This is a genomic window from Sphingobium sp. DN12 (assembly GCF_051058005.1).
In the GTDB taxonomy this organism is placed as follows: domain Bacteria; phylum Pseudomonadota; class Alphaproteobacteria; order Sphingomonadales; family Sphingomonadaceae; genus Sphingobium; species Sphingobium yanoikuyae.
The window spans coordinates 922,755-939,615 of sequence record NZ_CP173717.1; the positions used below are offsets into that span (position 1 = coordinate 922,755).

At 66.5% G+C, this 16,861-nt stretch carries 12 protein-coding genes; 8 read left to right on the plus strand and 4 right to left on the minus strand.

Going from position 1 to position 16,861, the window contains the following annotated elements; genetic code table 11:
* Positions 1–24 precede the first annotated feature (24 nt).
* The 4 genes from glgC to ACI6S0_RS04435 all read left to right on the plus strand — a co-directional run bounded on the left by glgC (position 25) and on the right by ACI6S0_RS04435 (position 5,374).
* On the plus strand, positions 25–1,284 hold the full coding sequence (gene glgC / locus ACI6S0_RS04420; protein ID WP_374551795.1) for a glucose-1-phosphate adenylyltransferase: 1,260 nt from the start codon (positions 25–27) through the stop codon (positions 1,282–1,284).
* 8 nt (positions 1,285–1,292) lie between these two features.
* Positions 1,293–2,744: a glycogen synthase GlgA gene (gene glgA / locus ACI6S0_RS04425; RefSeq protein ID WP_434405085.1), complete on the plus strand. Its 1,452-nt coding sequence runs from the start codon at positions 1,293–1,295 to the stop codon at positions 2,742–2,744.
* Positions 2,741–4,645, plus strand: a complete 1,905-nt coding sequence (gene glgX, locus ACI6S0_RS04430; protein WP_434405086.1) for a glycogen debranching protein GlgX — start codon at positions 2,741–2,743, stop codon at positions 4,643–4,645. Before glgA ends, glgX begins: the two co-directional genes overlap by 4 nt.
* A gap of 96 nt (positions 4,646–4,741) precedes the next feature.
* Positions 4,742–5,374 (plus strand): PaaI family thioesterase, encoded by a 633-nt coding sequence (locus tag ACI6S0_RS04435; RefSeq protein WP_037507444.1) that lies wholly within the window; start codon positions 4,742–4,744, stop codon positions 5,372–5,374.
* A gap of 121 nt (positions 5,375–5,495) precedes the next feature.
* Here ACI6S0_RS04435 and ACI6S0_RS04440 read toward each other — a convergent pair whose 3' ends face one another.
* Together ACI6S0_RS04440 and ACI6S0_RS04445 are read right to left on the minus strand one after the other, a co-directional pair.
* Positions 5,496–6,560, minus strand: coding sequence for a Gfo/Idh/MocA family protein (locus ACI6S0_RS04440; RefSeq protein ID WP_434405088.1), 1,065 nt, complete (start codon positions 6,558–6,560; stop codon positions 5,496–5,498).
* A 31-nt stretch (positions 6,561–6,591) separates the two neighbouring features.
* Positions 6,592–7,101, minus strand: a complete 510-nt coding sequence (locus ACI6S0_RS04445; protein WP_434405090.1) for a hypothetical protein — start codon at positions 7,099–7,101, stop codon at positions 6,592–6,594.
* A 113-nt stretch (positions 7,102–7,214) separates the two neighbouring features.
* Between ACI6S0_RS04445 and ACI6S0_RS04450 the strand changes: the two genes are divergently transcribed.
* From ACI6S0_RS04450 to ACI6S0_RS04465, 4 genes are all read left to right on the plus strand, one after another.
* Positions 7,215–8,240 carry an oxidoreductase gene (locus tag ACI6S0_RS04450; protein ID WP_434405092.1) on the plus strand — a complete coding sequence of 342 codons (1,026 nt, stop codon included), beginning with the start codon at positions 7,215–7,217 and terminating at the stop codon, positions 8,238–8,240.
* A 74-nt stretch (positions 8,241–8,314) separates the two neighbouring features.
* Positions 8,315–8,836 carry a sigma-70 family RNA polymerase sigma factor gene (locus tag ACI6S0_RS04455; protein WP_434405093.1) on the plus strand — a complete coding sequence of 174 codons (522 nt, stop codon included), beginning with the start codon at positions 8,315–8,317 and terminating at the stop codon, positions 8,834–8,836.
* A 3-nt stretch (positions 8,837–8,839) separates the two neighbouring features.
* Positions 8,840–9,604, plus strand: a complete 765-nt coding sequence (locus ACI6S0_RS04460; RefSeq protein WP_434405095.1) for an anti-sigma factor family protein — start codon at positions 8,840–8,842, stop codon at positions 9,602–9,604.
* Entirely contained in the window at positions 9,605–11,230 is a 1,626-nt protein-coding gene (locus ACI6S0_RS04465) for an FAD-dependent oxidoreductase (RefSeq protein ID WP_434405097.1), read from the plus strand.
* A gap of 338 nt (positions 11,231–11,568) precedes the next feature.
* Here ACI6S0_RS04465 and ACI6S0_RS04470 read toward each other — a convergent pair whose 3' ends face one another.
* The gene (locus ACI6S0_RS04470; protein ID WP_434405099.1) at positions 11,569–14,679 is read right to left on the minus strand and encodes a DUF4982 domain-containing protein; all 3,111 of its coding nucleotides are present in this window, start codon (positions 14,677–14,679) and stop codon (positions 11,569–11,571) included.
* A gap of 144 nt (positions 14,680–14,823) precedes the next feature.
* Complete coding sequence (locus ACI6S0_RS04475; protein WP_434405100.1) at positions 14,824–16,743, minus strand: rhamnogalacturonan lyase; 1,920 nt, start codon at positions 16,741–16,743, stop codon at positions 14,824–14,826.
* Between the last annotated feature and the right edge of the window lie 118 nt (positions 16,744–16,861).

Sequence of the window (16,861 nt, forward strand, 5' to 3'; positions counted from 1 at the left end):
CGCGGGCATGAGAGAGGAGCCCTAATGCAACAACGCAATCAGCCGATCGCGCGCGACGCCATGGCCTATGTGCTGGCCGGCGGACGCGGCAGTCGCCTTGCCGAGCTGACCGACCGGCGGGCCAAGCCGGCGGTGCATTTCGGCGGCAAGGCGCGGATCATCGACTTTGCGCTGTCCAATGCGCTCAACAGCGGTATCCGCCGGATCGGCGTGGCGACCCAGTATAAGGCCCACTCGCTGATCCGTCATTTGCAGCGCGGCTGGAACTTCCTGCGGCCCGAGCGCAACGAGAGCTTCGACATATTGCCCGCCAGCCAGCGTATTTCCGAAAGCCAATGGTATGAGGGCACGGCCGACGCGGTGTTCCAGAATATCGACATCATCGAAAGCTATGCGCCGGAATATATGGTCATCCTGGCCGGCGACCATGTCTACAAGATGGACTATGAGCTGATGCTGCAGCAGCATGTCGACAGTGGCGCGGACGTCACGGTCGGCTGTCTGGAGGTGCCGCGTCAGGAGGCGGTCGGCTTTGGCGTGATGCATGTCGACGAGGCGGACGTGATCACCGCCTTTGTCGAAAAGCCCAAGGATCCGCCCGCCATTCCCGGCCAGCCCGACATGGCGCTGGCATCGATGGGCATTTATGTCTTCCGCACCCGCTTCCTGATCGAGCAATTGTGGCGGGACGCCGACGACAAGAACAGCAAGCGCGATTTCGGCGGTGACATCATCCCCTATATCGTCAAGCACGGCAAGGCGGTGGCGCATCGCTTCTCCAGCAGCTGTGTGCGGGCGGAAAGCGAGCTGGTGCCCTATTGGCGCGATGTCGGCACGATCGACGCCTATTGGCAGGCCAATATCGACCTGACCGACGTGGTGCCCAGCCTGGACCTCTACGACCGCAGCTGGCCGCTCTGGACCTATTCGGAGGTCACGCCGCCGGCCAAGTTCGTCCATAATGAGGAAGGACGGCGCGGATCGGCGACCAGTTCGCTGGTGGCGGGCGGTTGCATCGTGTCGGGTTCGTCGCTGCATCGCAGCCTGCTCTTTTCCGAGGTGCGCACGCACAGCTTCTCTTCCATTACCGAGAGCATCATCATGCCCAATTGCGAGATCGGGCGCGGCGCGCGGCTGCACAAATGCGTGGTGGATTCGGGGATCAGCATCCCGCCGGGCCTGATCATCGGCGAAGACCCGGCCTTTGACGCGCAGCATTTTCGCCGCACCGACAGCGGCATATGCCTGGTGACGCAGCCGATGATCGATCGGCTGGTGGCCTGAAACGAAGGATGATGATGAAGCTTCTGTCGGTTGCGTCCGAAATCTATCCGCTGATCAAGACCGGGGGGCTGGCCGATGTCGTCGGCGCGCTGCCCGGCGCGCTGGCCGGCCATGATGTCGAGACCCGGACGCTGGTGCCGGGCTATCCGTCGGTCCTGTCGAAGCTGGGCAAGGCCAAGGCGGTGCGCCGTTATGAGGCGCTGTTCGGCGCCTCGGCGACGGTGCTGGCGGGCAAGGTCGGCGACCTCGACCTGCTGGTGCTGGATGCGCCCGATTTCTTCGCGCGCGAAGGCGGGCCCTATGGCGACCATGGCGGCAATGACTGGGGCGACAATTGGCGGCGCTTTGCCGCGCTGGCGCGGGTCGGCGCGGACATTGCGGCGGAGGGCGTGAAGGGCTGGGTGCCCGATATCGTCCATGTCCATGACTGGCAGGCGGCGATGACGGCAGCCTATATGCGCTTTGGCCCGGCCCATGCCGTGCCGCGCGTCGTCACCATCCATAACCTGGCCTTTCAGGGGCGGTTCGGGCCGGAGATATTTGCCCAGCTGGGCCTGCCGGCCGATGCCTGGGGCATGGATGGCGTCGAATATTATGGCGGCACCGGCTTCCTGAAGGCGGGGCTGGTGTCGGCCGATGCGATCACCACGGTCAGCCCGACCTATGCCGAGGAAATTCGCTCGCCGGTCCATGGCATGGGGCTGGACGGGCTGATCAACGGGCGCAGTGACAAGCTGCATGGCATATTGAACGGCGTGGATACCGACATCTGGAACCCGGCCGAGGATGAACTGATCGCGCGGCGCTACAGCGCGCGCGCCCTGAGTGGACGCAGTGCCAACCGGCGGGCGCTGGAAAAGCGCTTCGGCCTGCAGCGCGACGATGCGCCGATCTTCGTCATCATCAGCCGCCTGACCTGGCAGAAGGGCATGGACCTGATGATGGGGGCGATCGACCATCTGGTCGGGCTGGGCGCGAAGCTGGCGGTGCTGGGATCGGGCGATCACGCGCTGGAGGGCGGCTTCCTGGCGGCGGCGGACCGGCATCGCGGCCGGGTGGGCGTGCAGATCGGCTATGACGAACCGCTGTCGCACCTGTTGCAGGCGGGCGGCGACGCGATCCTGATCCCGTCGCGGTTCGAACCCTGCGGCCTGACCCAGCTTTATGGCCTGCGCTATGGCTGCGTGCCGGTGGTGGCGCGGGTCGGCGGTCTGGCCGATACGGTGATCGACGCCAATGAGGCGGCGGTGAGCGCGGGCGTGGCGACCGGCATCCTGTTCGCTGGCGATGATCCGCTGGCGCTGCACGGCGCGATCGCGCGGTCGGTGCGCCTGCATGGCGAGCCGGAGGCCTGGCAGGCGATGCAGCGCGCGGGGATGCGCGCCGATTTCAGCTGGACCCACAGCGCGGCGCGCTATGCGGCCCTCTATCGCAGCCTGCTGGGGCGCGAAGCCGCATGAGCGCGGGCGGGTTCGGGCCGGTGATCGATGCCGGCGGAACCCGCTTTGCCGTCTGGGCGCCGGAGGCGACGCAGCTCTGGCTCTGCCTGTTCGATCAGGACGACCGGGAAACCCGCCTGTCGATGGCGCGGGGAGAGGAGGGCGTCTGGCAGGTTCATGCGCCGGGCGTCGGTGCCGGGGCCCGCTATGGCCTGCGCGCCGATGGCCCATATGATCCCGATAGCGGCCTGTGGTTCGACCCCGACAAGCTGCTGCTCGATCCCTATGCGCCGGCGATCGACCGGGCCTTCGTCCATGATCCGATGCTGGCCGCACCGCGCGGGCAGGGGGAAGATACCGCGCCGCTGATGCCCAAAGGGGTGGTCGCCGCGCCGTTGCCGGCCGTCGCTTCGGCGGCGCCGCGCTTCCAGCCGGGTGGGCTCATCTACGAATTGCAGGTGCGCAGCTTCTCGCTGCTGCATCCGGACATTCCCGAGGCGCAGCGCGGCACGATCGCCGCGCTCGCGCATCCGGTGGTGATCGACCATCTGCAGAAGCTGGGCGTCGGCGCGGTCGAACTGATGCCGATCAACGCGTGGATCGATGAGCGACATTTGCCGCCGCTCGGCCTGCGCAATGCCTGGGGCTATAATCCGGTCAGCTATTTCGCCCTCGATCCGCGGCTGGCGCCCGGCGGGCTTGCCGAACTGCGCGATACGGTGGCGGCGCTGCATGACGCCGGGATCGGCGTGATCATGGACATGGTCTATAATCATGACGGCGAAAGCGACAGGCTGGGGCCGACCTTGTCGCTGCGCGGCCTCAATGCCCGCGCCTATTTCCGGCACGAGGCGGACGGGCGGCTGATCAACGATACCGGCACCGGCAACAGCGTGGATTGCAACCAGCCGATGGTGCGCCGGATGATCCTGGAATCGCTGCGCCATTTCGTGGTGCAGGCGGGGATCGACGGTTTCCGTTTCGATCTGGCGCCGGCGCTGGGGCGGTTGCCGGACGGGTTCGACCGTGATGCGCCGCTGCTAACGGAGATGCGCGCCGATCCGGTGCTGGGCGACCGCATCCTGATTGCCGAGCCATGGGATATCGGGCCGGGGGGCTATCAACTGGGCCGGTTCGGGCCGCCCTGGCTGGAATGGAATGACCGCTATCGCGACGATATGCGGCGTTTCTGGCGGGGCGACGCTGGCACGATCGGTGCCTTCGCCACGCGACTGGCGGGATCGTCGGATATTTTCGAGGGGACGACCCGCAGCGTCAATTTCCTCGCCGCCCATGACGGCTTCACTTTGGCCGACTGCACCGCTTATGCGGACAAGCATAACCTAGCCAATGGCGAGGACAATCGCGATGGCCATGGCGAGAATTTCAGCTGGAACAACGGCGTGGAGGGAGCGAGCGACGATCCGACGGTCATCGCGGCGCGGCGGCGCGACATCAAGGCGCTGCTCTCCACCCTCTTCTGCTCGCGCGGGACGATCATGCTGACGGCGGGCGACGAGTTCGGGCGCAGCCAGATGGGCAATAATAATGCCTATGCGCAGGATAATGGCATCAGCTGGATCGAGTGGGACGCGCGCGACCGGGAGATCGAGGCCCATGCCTTTGCGCTGGGGCAATGGCGGCGGCGTTGTGCCGATCTGACCGATGTGGCGCTGCTGGGCGAGGACGATGTCGTCTGGCTGGACGAGGGCGGTCAGCCGCTGAGCGTCGCTCAATGGGAAGATCCCGCGCGGCGGCGGCTGGTGCTGCATTTCCGGGCGTCGGGCCTAAGCCTGTGCATCAATGGCGCGGAGGGCGATTTTCTTTTCGAGTTGCCCGACGGTCCCCTGATGGTGCCGGGGCGCAGCGTGATGCTGCAACGCCGTAGCGTTATCCCGGAAGGCGTGGCCGCGGCCGATTGATGCGCGGCAATCCAGCCGTCATCCTGCCCGCCGATCGGGGGCTTCCTTCGCCCGCCAAAGCATGGCTAAGCAGGGGCAAAGGGAGCAGGACGACAGATGACGGAAGCAGGATCGGCGGCAGGACCGGGAGCGGACGAGGAACGGGATCTGCTGGGCGGGCGCTGGCTGACGGGCGATACGCCCTATGGCGCGATGATCGACCGGCTGCGCGATTTCCTGGATCATGTCGCGGCGGCCAAGCTGGACGACGCTACGGCGCAGGCGCTGGACGCGGACCTGGCCGCCTGGACGCAGCGGCTGACGCCGATGGTGGCGGACGAGGCGCATCGCATGTTCGGCCGGGTGCGCGATGCGCCGGGTCATGGCCAGGTGTTCGCGCCGGCCTTCATCCCCGATCAGATGGGCGATGATTCGCTCCATGCCCGCGTCACCTTTGGCGCCTTCCATCTGGGCGCCAATTATGCCGCTCATGGCGGGGCGGTGGCTTTGCTGTTCGACGAGATATTGGGGCTGCCGGCGAACATGAGCGCGCAGCGCATGGCGCGCACCGCCTATCTGCACGTCAATTATCGCGCGATCACGCCGATCGACAAGGAATTGCAGGTCAGCGCCTGGGTCACGAAGGTCGAGGGGCGCAAGCGTTTCGTGCGGGGTGAGTTGCGCGATGGCGACCTGTTGTGCGCCGATGCCGAAGGGCTGTTCATCGAATTGCTGCCGCATCAGCAATAAGGCGGGAACCATCGCTGCACTGGCCCGTTCTGTTGCATGAGGCCGCCGCACTTCCCCCCGCTCGGGCGGTCTCGCAGATCGGGCCCGTCGACATCCCCCCGTCGACGGGCCTTCTCTCTTTTCAGGCCATATTGACGAGCGCGCCATCCTGCGCGGCGGACTGGCGGATCGCGTCGAGTAGCGCCATCGCCGCGACGCCGTCATGGAAGGTCGGGACCGGGACGCCATCGGGCATCGGCCGGCCTTCGACGCCGGCGCGCAGGGCTTCGCACAGGCGGATGAAGGGGGCGAGTTCAAACAGCATCGCCGCCTTGCGTGGGTCGTCGGCTTCGATCGGCGGCAGGTGGAGGTCGGCATCGACGGGCAGGTCGCGCACGCCATCGCGGTCGGCGATCCTGACCACCCCCTTGTCGACCCAGAGCGTGCCATGGGTGCCGGCGACGCGGCTGATATTTTCGGATGGACCCCAGACGCCGGCGCTGTGCTGGAGAATGCCCTGTGCGCCATTTTTCATGCGGAAGCGGACGATATAGCTGTCCTCCGCCGCGTTGGCCGGGCGGTCCGACACGGTGGGCAGGGTGGCGCTGAGGCTGTCGACCTCGCCCAGCCAGACGCGCAACTGGTCGACCAGATGCGAGCCATGGGCGCCGAGCCAGCCGCCGCCCGCGCCGGCATCGAACCACCAGCGCGGCATGCGGGCGGCAGGATCGGCGACGATCGGCAGGACGCTGGACAGGGTGACATAGCGCGGATCGCCGATCAGCCCGTTGGCGATGGCGCGGCCGATCATGGCGCGATCGGGCGCCCAGCGAAACTCGTTGCCGATCAGGTGCGTGATGCCCGCCTGTTCCGCCGCCGCCAGCATCGCGCGGGCTTCGGCCGGGTCGGCGGCCATCGGCTTTTCGCAGAGGATGTGCCAGCCCCGTTCGATCGCGGTCAGGGCAAGCGCGGCATGGCTGGCGGGCGGCGTGGCGATCGTCACCGCGACCGCGCCGGTCCGGTCGATCGCTTCGCCCAGATCCGTGAAGATGTCGGCGATGTTGACAGCATCGGCGCGGCGGCGGGTGCGGTCGGGATCGGTGCCGACAAGCCCTGCCACCTCGAACCCGGCAGCGCGCAGTGCGGGGACATGGATGCGACAGCCAAAGCCGGTGCCGACGACGATCGCGCGAGGGGCAGGGGGCATGATTGGTCCTTTCGGGCGGGTCAGGTGGAGGCTAGGTGGCTGGCACGGCGGCGAAGAAGTCGATCCCGGCCTGGGTCGGGAAAATATATTCGAGATAATGGCCAAGCTCCGGCGCATCGACGAAGCAGCTGTCCATGAAGCCTTCATTATGGCTGACATGGGGGACGGGCAGGCCGTCGGCTTGCGCGCGGGCGAGCAGGGCTTGCCACTGCGCGGCGTCGTGGATCAGATAGCCCAGATGATGATGGCGCATCTGGAAAGCATCGCCGGGGGCGAGGCGGTTCATGTAGATGGCCGATCCCGGCCCGGAGGCGGTCAGCAGTTCGTACATGACCGGACCGACCCAGGCCAGTTCGACGCGGATCTGGCCGCCGGCCGCCAGCGGTCCTTCGAGCCGGCGAAAGGCGCCAATGCCATAGCGATCGGCCAGGATCGCCTGCGCCCGGTCGATATCGTTGGTCGCATAGGCGATCTGGAAATGGTCGGCGCGCAGCACACCCGATGCCGGGTCGACAAGCGGCGATGGTCGGCGCAACAACATGGGCGCTATCCTCTCGGCATGATCCCGTTCGCGGGATTCGGCATGAAGATAGTATATGCTATCTTTATGGGGCAAGGCGCGTGCGCCCTGATCCGCCCCGGCGATATGGGACGATGATGATGCAGGAAATCGGCGTGGGTCTGATCGGCTATGGGCTTGGCGGGCGGGCGTTCCACGCGCCCTATGTGCTGGCGACGCCGGGCATGGCGCTGCGTGCGGTGGTGTCGCGCGACCCGGCCAAGGTCCATGCCGGCCTGCCGGGCATGCAGGTGGTGCCCGATGTCGATGCGCTGTTGGCGTTGCCGGGGGTCGATCTGGTGATCGTGTGCAGCCCCGATGAACTGCATGCCGATCATGCGATCGCGGCGCTGCGGGCGGGCAAGCATGTGCTGGTGGACAAGCCCTTTGCCACGACCCTGGCCGATGCACGCCGGGTGGCGGCCGAGGCGGAAGCCGCGGGCAGGTTGCTGGCGATCTTCCAGAACCGGCGCTGGGACGCCGATTTCCGCACCTTGCGCCGGCTGATCGCCGAGGGGCGGCTGGGCGAGATCATCCAGTTCGAAAGCCATTTCGACCGCTGGCGACCGACCCCGGCGACGACCTGGAAGGACGCGCGGGCGGCAGGCATCTGGCAGGATCTGGGGCCGCATCTGGTCGACCAGGCGCTGTGCCTGTTCGGCAAGCCCGAAGGCGTAAGCGCGGACATTGCGGCTTTGCGGCAAGGGGCAGCGTCGCCCGATTATTTCCATGTGACGCTGCGCTATCCGCGCCATCGCGTGCTGCTGCATGCGACCAAGCAGGCGGCGGCGCATGGGTTGCGCTTCGTCGTCCATGGCACGGGCGGCAGCTGGATCAAGCATGGGACCGACGGGCAGGAGGCAGCGACGGTCGCGGGGCAGCGGCCCGAGGGTGCGGACTGGGGCATCGATCCGCAGCCGGGCCATCTGATCGATGCGGCGGGGGATAGCCATATGGTTATGAATGAACGTGGCGATTACCGGCTGTTCTGGCAGGCGCTGGCCGATGCGATCCGGGGCGAGGCCGCCAATCCGGTGCCGGCGGACGAAGCGATCGCGGTGATGGAGATATTGGAGGCAGGCCTGCGCAGCAGCGCGGAAAGGCGCGAAATCCGGCCCTGACGGGTTGAAGATACATAATTCAGAAATATTTGGGCGAAGGGGGATTAAAGCGATCACTGAGGCGTAAGTGACGTATGAAACCCACGCCGCCCAAGGTTGTCGACCTGTTGCCCGCGCTGATGCGCTATGCCCGTCGACTGACCGGAAATGAAAGCGATGCCGAGGATCTGGTACAGGATGCGCTGGTGCGCGCCTATGCCAATGCCGACAGCTATCAGCGCGGCCGGCCACTGCGCGTCTGGCTGTTTTCCATTCTGCACAATGTGTTCGTCAGCGGCACGCGCCGGGCGGCCGTGCGCGAACGGTTCCGCGCCGACGCCGTGGCGCAGGCCGAGCCGGTGGCGGCACCGGCACAGGAGCAGATGGTGCGGCTGCACCAGATCGAGGCGGCGCTGAGCGCCTTGCCGGAGGAGCAGCAGACGGTGCTGCATCTCGTCGCGGTCGAGGGGCTTTCCTATCAGGATGCGGCCGACGCGATCGGCATTCCCATCGGCACGCTGATTTCGCGGCTGTCCCGTGCCCGCGCGAAGCTGCGCGCGCTGGAGGAGGGGGCACCCGCCGTGCGCCCCGGCCATCTGCGCGTCGTGAGGGATTGAGCCATGGCGGAACTCACCATCACCGAATGCGAACTGCACGCCTATGTCGACGATCAGCTCGACGCCATGGGGCGGCTGGAAGTGGCCGATTATCTGGTGCGCAATCCCGATGTCGCCGCACGTGTGCTGGCCGATCTGTCGGTGCGGGACGCGATGCGGGCACTGGCCGAGCGCGACGAGAAGCCGGCGCCGCAATGCCTGCACGACAGCGCTCGCAAGGTGGAGGGCGCGCTGCACCGCAGCCGCCTGTTTCGCCGGTTGAGCGGCGGGCTGGCGATGGCGGCGGGCATCGTTGCCGCGGTGGCGCTGGGCGTCGGCAAGCTGAACATGGGCGTGGCGCCGACGGCGCAGGCGATGCCGGTGTTCATCGAGGAGGCGTTGATGTCGCACAAGACCGCGCTGGTGCGGTCGCATATGAAGTCGCAGCCCGAAATCCCGCATTTCGACCCGGCCGATGTCCGGTCGGCCACCCATATCAACGTGCCGGTGCTGCCGGCGGGCTGGCGGGTGCTGGATGTGCAGCTGTTCCCGTCGGACTATGGGCCGAGCCTGCAACTGGTGATCGATGCGGGCGAAAAGGCGCCGGTATCGCTGTTCGCGGCGCGGGCTGTCACCGGCCTGCCGGAAACGCCGCGCACCCAGGTCGTCGACGGCGAGACCATCGCCTACTGGGCCCGCAAGGGCACCGTCTATGTGCTGACCGGCGTGGAATCCCAGGATTTCCTGCAGAAGCACGCGGCCGATCTGGCCAATAATCAGGACGCATGAATGAGCATTGATCTCTCGCAACAGACCGGCGCGCTGCGCCGGCGGGCAGATGTCTGCGTCATCGGCGCGGGCGCGGCCGGCATCACCACCGCGCGCCGGCTGCTGGCGGCCGGGCATCAGGTGTTGCTGCTGGAAAGCGGCGGGCTGGACTATGAGCGGGAAACCGCCGACCTCAATGCCGGCAGGAATGTCGGCCAGACCTATTATGATCTGGACGATGCGCGGCTGCGCTTCTTTGGCGGCACGACGGCGATCTGGGGCGGGCGCTGCGCCACGCTGGACCCGATCGACCTGCAGCGCCGCGACTGGGTGGCGGGGTCAGGCTGGCCGCTGTCCTGGGACGAACTGCAGGATTATTATGGGCAGGCGCGCGGCATTTTCGAGATTGGCGACGAGCCGGCGAGCGCCGAGGCGCTGAGCGCCCATGGCGTGCCGCTGCCCGGCTTCGACCGGTCGGAACTGCACATGCCGGTGTGGAATTTCGATCCGCGCTTCAACCGCTTCACCTTCGACGCGTGCCAGGATTTGCGCGATCATCCGCGCTGCGAGATCATCACCCATGCCAGCGTCACGCGGATCGTGACCAGGGATGGCGCGATCAGCCGGATCGAGGCGAAGGCGCTGGCCGGCGCGCATCTGCATGTCGAGGCGCGCGCCTTCGTGCTGGCGGCGGGCGGGATCGAGAATGCCCGGCTGCTGCTGGCGTCGAACATCGGTAATGAGCGGGATCAGGTCGGCCGCAACTTCATGGAGCATCCCCATGCGCGCGGCGGGCGGATCGTCGATGCGAAAGCCTGGCCGCTGCTCAAGGCGTTCGGCCGGCGCCACCGGATCGGCGGCCATGACATGGCGGCGCTGATCACTCCCTCGGCTGATCTGCAGCGGCGCGAGGGGCTGCTCAACAGTTCGCTCACCATCGTCGGGCGACAGCCGGCGCGGGCGTCGCAATTCTGGGGCATGCGGGCCTATGGTTCGCTCAAGCATGACATGTCGCCGACGCGCAGTGGCCGGCGGATGTGGATGATGACCAAGAAGGCGGCGACCTGGGCCCAGCGCCATGTCGATCCGCTGCGCCCCTGGCTGCTGCACAAGGCGGGCAAGCTGGAGATCGCGCTGTTGGTGCGGGCCGAACAGGCGCCCAATCCCGATAGCCGGGTGCTGCTGACGAAGGAGCGCGACGCGCTGGGCGTGCCGCGCGTGGCGCTGGACTGGCGGCTGTCGGCGATCGACAAGCATAGTGTCACTGGACTGGTCGATGGCCTGGGCCGCGAACTCAAGCGGCTGGGCATGGGCCGGGTCGAGCGTGCCGATTGGCTGGACGAACCGGGCGAATTGTGGCGCAACGATCCGCTCATTTCCTCCCACGCGATCGGCGGCTATCATCATATGGGCACGACCCGCATGGCGACCGATCCGCGCCAGGGCGTGGTCGATGCCGATGGGCGCGTGCATGGCCAGGCCAATCTCTATGTCGTGGGCTCTTCGACCTTCCCGACGTCGAGCTGGGCCAATCCGACGCTGACCATCGCCGCGCTGGCGCTGCGCACAGCCGATCGGCTGTCGGTCGCGCTCAATCGGCCGGTGGCGCAGCCGGTGCGGGTGCCGGGGCTGGCGAAGGCGTCGTAGTGCTTGCTTTGAGGTTCGCCGAGCGGTGGCGATGGGTGGGAACAAGACATTCCTCCCCGGCACGGGGAGGGGGACCGCTCGCGCAGCGAGTGGTGGAGGGGCACAGGCCGGATAGCGCAGCGCCAAGAGGCACCTGCCCCTCCGTCAGCGCTTCGCGCTGCCACCTCCCCGTTCCGGGGAGGAATGTCCGCTTCTGGTCGCTTTCAGACCGTCCGAATTTGTCCGCATGACCTGAGGCAGGCGCTCAGGAGGAACTGGGTCGAGAAACAGCCGGCGCGGCTCTCTCGTTTCTCGACAGCTCGAAACGAACGGACGTGGGAGCGTGCAGGCTGGGGGCCTCAATCCACCGGGCCGTGGAATTCGGCTTCGACGATGCCCAGGTGCCAGCCGGGCGGGACGGCGTCGGCGCCGGTGTCGCCGGCCTGGCGGGCGCTGGCCAGTTCCACCACCTTGCCGAAGGCGTCCTTGTCCTGCACCGGGCCGGTCTGGCGGATGCGCAGCGTCTGACCTGTCGTGGCGGGGAAGCGGAGCGTGGTATAGCCAAGCTGTCGCTCGGTCTCGCCGCGCCAGACGCTCTCGCCGTCGATCGTCAGTTCGAGCGGATAGGCACGCGAGCGCCAGCCGACCAGCTTCAGGTCGATTTCGCTTAAGCGCACCGGCGTGGCGAAGCGATATTCGATCCAGCCATTGTCCGGCTTGCCGTCGCTCGCCCAGCGGGTGAGTTCATTGTCGTCGACGGTGGCGCCGGCATCGGCCTGCCCCGACCCGGCGCGAATATCCTGCGCGAGGAAAGTGGTGCGGTGCGGGGTGAAGCTGGGGGTGGCGGGCGTCGGGCCGCGCACCAGGCTGCCGGGCTGGAAGGCGTCGGCGAAGTCGGTGGACAGGCCGCCCTTGGCGGCGGCGGGCAGCTTAGTCGCGATCGACAGGCTGGCGGCTTTGAGGCCCGGCGCGGTTGCGGTGAGGGATACGGTGCCCGCCTTCGTTCCCGCGCGGATCAGGACGCGGTTGACGCCGCCCTCCAGCGGCAGGTCGGGCGAGAGGATATAATTATCCTCCTCCCGCGCGGTGCCGGCATAGGAGGTGGTGCCGTCCGCCCCATGCGCCTTGGTCACCACCGCTTCGCCTTCGGTCTGGCCGGCGCGGACCTTGCCCTGGCTGTCGCCCTGAGCGATGCCGCCGCGCCAGAGCGCCGGCCCCTTGAGGTCGAAATGGACCTTGCTGGCGTCGACCGGCACGCGGCGGCCCTGCGCATCGACCGCTTCGACATCGACCAGTGCGATGTCGGCGCCGTCCATGACGAAGCCGCGCGGCGAGACATGGGGGGTGAGTTTCAGCGCCACCGCCGGGCCGGTGGTGGTCAGGCTATATTCCGACGTCTTGCCATCGGCGTGGGTGGCGACCGCGCGCAGTGTGCCGGGGGCGAAGGCGATAGCCTTCCAGCTGAAGAGGAAGCTGTCGCTGCGCTGGCCCTTGCCGAGCGAGCGGCCGTTGAGGAACAGCTCGACGCTATCCCCATTGGACACGACGCTCATGTCCTTGACCGTGCCGGGGGCGTAGTTCCAGTGGCCGATGATGTGGGTGGCGGGGGTGACGCTGTCGACCCAGTCGTTCCACATCACCTGATGCGCGAAAAAGCCCTGCTTGGGGATGCGCACGGCATCGACCTCGCCCGAGCGGCGGTAATTATTGTCGCCGCGATAATGGGTGTTGCTGTCCGACCAGATGATGTTGACCCCGCCCGAACTGACGCGGGTGCCGGTGCCCGGTCGCATGACATAATAGTCGTTCCAGCGCTTCACATCCTCGATGGCATGGCTGTCCTGGTTGCGATTATAGTCGGGCGCATCCTTGTGGAAGGGCGGGGTGAAATTGTCCTGATAGGCGCGGGCGGCTTCGTCGCGGCTATATTCCATCGACCACATCGGATGCTTCGCGCTCTTGTTGATATAGAGCATCTCGCCGCCATATTCGGCGACTTTGCTGTCCAGCATCTCGCGCGATCCGATGGCGCGGCCGCCATGGGGATCATATTGATCGCGGATCGCCTTCATCTCCGCCATATGCGCTTCGCTGATATTCTCGTTCCCGCTTTCATAGAAGAGGATCGAGGGATTGTTGCGATTATAGATGATCGCGTCGCGCATCACCTCCTTGCGCTGGTCCCAGCGGCGGCCGGTCACGTCGCTTTCCGCGTCGCCCGCCGGCATCGCCTGCATCAGGCCGACGCGGTCGGCGGATTCGATGTCCTGCTTTGACGGGGTGACGTGCATCCAGCGGACCAGATTGCCGCCGCTCTCCACCATCAGCGCGTTGGAAAAGTCGCTGATCCAGGGCGGGATGGAGGTGCCGACGGCGGGCCATTCATTGGAGGTGCGCTGGGCATAGCCATGGACCATGATGGTGCGGCCATTGAGGTCGACCTTGCCATTGCCGAAGCGGGTCTGGCGGAAGCCGGTCCTGGTGTCGACGCTGTCGATGACCTTGCCAGCATTTTTTGGCCCCTTGTCGATCAGGCTGGTCGTCACGGTGTAGAGATAGCCATAGCCCCAGCTCCAATAATGGAGGTCGGCGACCGGCGCGGCGGCGGCGAGGGTGGCGGCCTGGCCGGGTGCGATCGAGGTGGCGGCGCTGTCGAACCGGGCGATGCGGCGGCCGGCGGGATCGCGGATTTCGACGCGGAGCGACAAGGCGCGCGCGGCGGCGCTGTCGTTGCGGACCTGGCTTTCTGCATGGATGGTCGCACGGCGGCCGGCGATGTCGAAGCCGTCGGCCCAGACATATTGGCCGGTGGTGCCGAGCGTCGAATAGAGCGGCAGCGTCTGATAGACTTGGCCCGTCAGGTGGAGCCGGACATTCTTGGTAATGCCGCCATAATTGACGTTGAAATTGTCATTGTTCCACTGGAAGCCGCTGCCGGTGGCGCGTTCCTTATATTTCCAGTCATTGTCGACGCGCACGGCGATGACATTGTCACCGGGCTTGAGTGCGGCGGTAATGTCGGCGCCGAAGGCCATGACGCCATGTTCGGACAGCGCGACCGAACGGCCATTGACCCAGATTTCGGCGGCCTGGCGCACGCCCTCAAATTCCAGGAAGGCCCTGCCGCGTGTCGCATCGGCCGGGAGGGTGATGTGCTTGCGATACCAGATGATGTCGGTGGACAGCGCCTTGATATCGCGGGCGAAAGCCTGGGTCTCGTTGAAGGCGTTGGGCAGGGTGACGCTCTGCCAGCCCTTGTCGTCAAAGCCGGGCTGCTGCGCGCCGGCCTGATCGCCGATGGTCATCCGCCAGCCGGGGTTGAGATTATAGGTCTGGCGCGGCGAGGCGGTGACGGTGGAGGCGTCATGGGCAGCGGCGGGGAGCGCGGGCAGCAGCGGCGCCAGCGCCAGCAGGGCCAGGCTACCCCGCAAATGACGCACCCGCGCGCCGACAGCCGATTTCTGCTTCATGCCCTTGCCCTCTCCGATATTGGTCAGGCCACTTTGGGCGATGCCAGGCGAGGGGTCAATAGATATCCCTAAAAATGGATATGTGATCCATATATTGGTCAGTCCGGTGGGCGGCGCACGGGGCGCCACCCACTCGATCAAGGGTCAGCGTTCGCCCTGCTTGCCAGCGCCCAGATAGAAGCTGGTGTGCGGCGGCTGGTTATAGGCGGTGTTCTGCCAGGCGACGCCGAGGCGATAGACCGGATCCTGCATCAGCGTGACGAAGCGGTGCGTGGTCGGATAGGGCGTGGTGTAGATGCGCAGCTCGCGATTGTCCGCGCTGCGCCACACCACTTCCTCGCGCCAGTCGCCGATCAGGTCCGCCTGAAGCGCCGGGGTCGCTTTGGTGCCGTTGTTGGACGACAGGCCTTCGGGCGAGAGCAGGGGGATTTCCCTGCCATTTTCCCAATCCCATTTGGAAATGGTCGTCTTGTCGAGCAGCTCGCGCAGCAGGTCGCCGTCCCACCAGATCGCGAAGTTCATCTGGCGCGGGCGCGGGCCGATCGGCTTGCCGGCGACGTCGAACAGTTCGGCGGAGCTGGAATTCCAGAACTCGGCGCCCCAGTGGCGCGGATCGATATCGGCGGCGACGCCGCGACCGGTATCCTGCTGGGCGGGGGTGGACCAGAGCATCTGGCCGGTGCGCGCGTCAAGCAGGGCAGAGCCGAGCTGGCCGTTGCTCTTCACATCCTCGAATACGCCGAATTTCTCCAGGCCGGGGCGGGCGGGGTCGAGATCGCTGACATGCATGGTGTCGCCGTGGAAGAGCGGCTGGGTCCACAGCCCCTTGCCATCGTCATCGACCGCCATCGATCCGTAGATCACCTCGTCGCGGCCGTCGCCATCAACATCGGCGATCGAAAGCTGGTGATTGCCGCGTCCGGCATAGTCTCCATTGCCCGGCTGGCTGCTGTCGAACAGCCAGCGCTGGGTCAGCTTGCCGTCGCGCCAGTCCCAGGCGGCGATCGCGGTGCGGGCATAATAGCCGCGGCCAAAGACCATGGAGGGCAAATGCCCGTCGAGATAGGCGACACCGGCCAGGAACCGGTCGGATCGGTTGGCATAGCCATCGCCCCAGCTTTCGGCCAACTGCTCGGTCGTGGGATTGCCGCCGGGATAGCGCGGCGGATCATAGGGGGCGGTGGCCAGCGCCTTGCCGGTGAGGCCGTCGAAGACGGTCAGATATTCCGGCCCCTTGACGATGCGGCCCTGCATCGGCGCGACCTTGGTGCCATCGGGCAGCACCTTGGCGCCGGTGCGGTCGCGCTGAGGCACTTCGCCATCATGGCCGCGCCAGTCGGCCCTGGCGTCGCCGATCACCGTGCCGGTGCCGTCGACCGTGCCGTCAGCGGTCTTCATCGCCACTTCGGCGCGGCCGTCGCCGTCGAAGTCGAAGGCGAGGAACTGGGTATAATGGGCGCCTGCGCGAATGTTGCGACCCAGATCGATGCGCCAAAGCCGCGTGCCGTCGAGCCGATAGGCGTCGAGCAGCACCGGCCCGCTATAGCCGGCTTGGCTATTGTCATGGCTGTTGGTCGGATCCCATTTCAGGATGATCTCGTAACGGCCGTCACCGTCGAGATCGGCCGCGCTCGCATCATTGGCGGTGTAGCTGAACGACTCGCCGGCGGGGGTGACGCCGTCGGCGGGGGGCGTGAGGGGGATGGAGAGATAGGATTTGTCCCACATCATGGCGGGGGAGGGGGCGCTCTTGTCGCCGATCCGCTGCACCGCATAGCGGCTGGTGGCGCTGCCCTTCCTGTCTACGAAGGCGGTGGCTTCGCCGACGCGGCTGTCATGGATCGGCTTGCCGTCGCGCAGCAGGCGGAAACGGATGGTGGCGGGATCATCGGCCAGTAGACGCCATGTAATGAGCATGCCGCCGCCCTGTGCTGGTAGCGCTACCGCGCCGCGATCAAGTCGTTCGGCCGCTATTCGGGCGGTGAGGCCAGTTGCCAATGCCGTGGTCGAAGTCGCCAGCCCGAGCATCAGGGTAAAGGCCCGAATAGTGGTGCGCATTTGCATCAATCTCCCCTCCGGATCACTACTGATCCAAATATTAGAATTGCATCCCACATATAGGTTCAGTAACTCTCCGTCTAGAAACTGATTCGACGACCGTGGGGAAACGGAGTCGGTCATG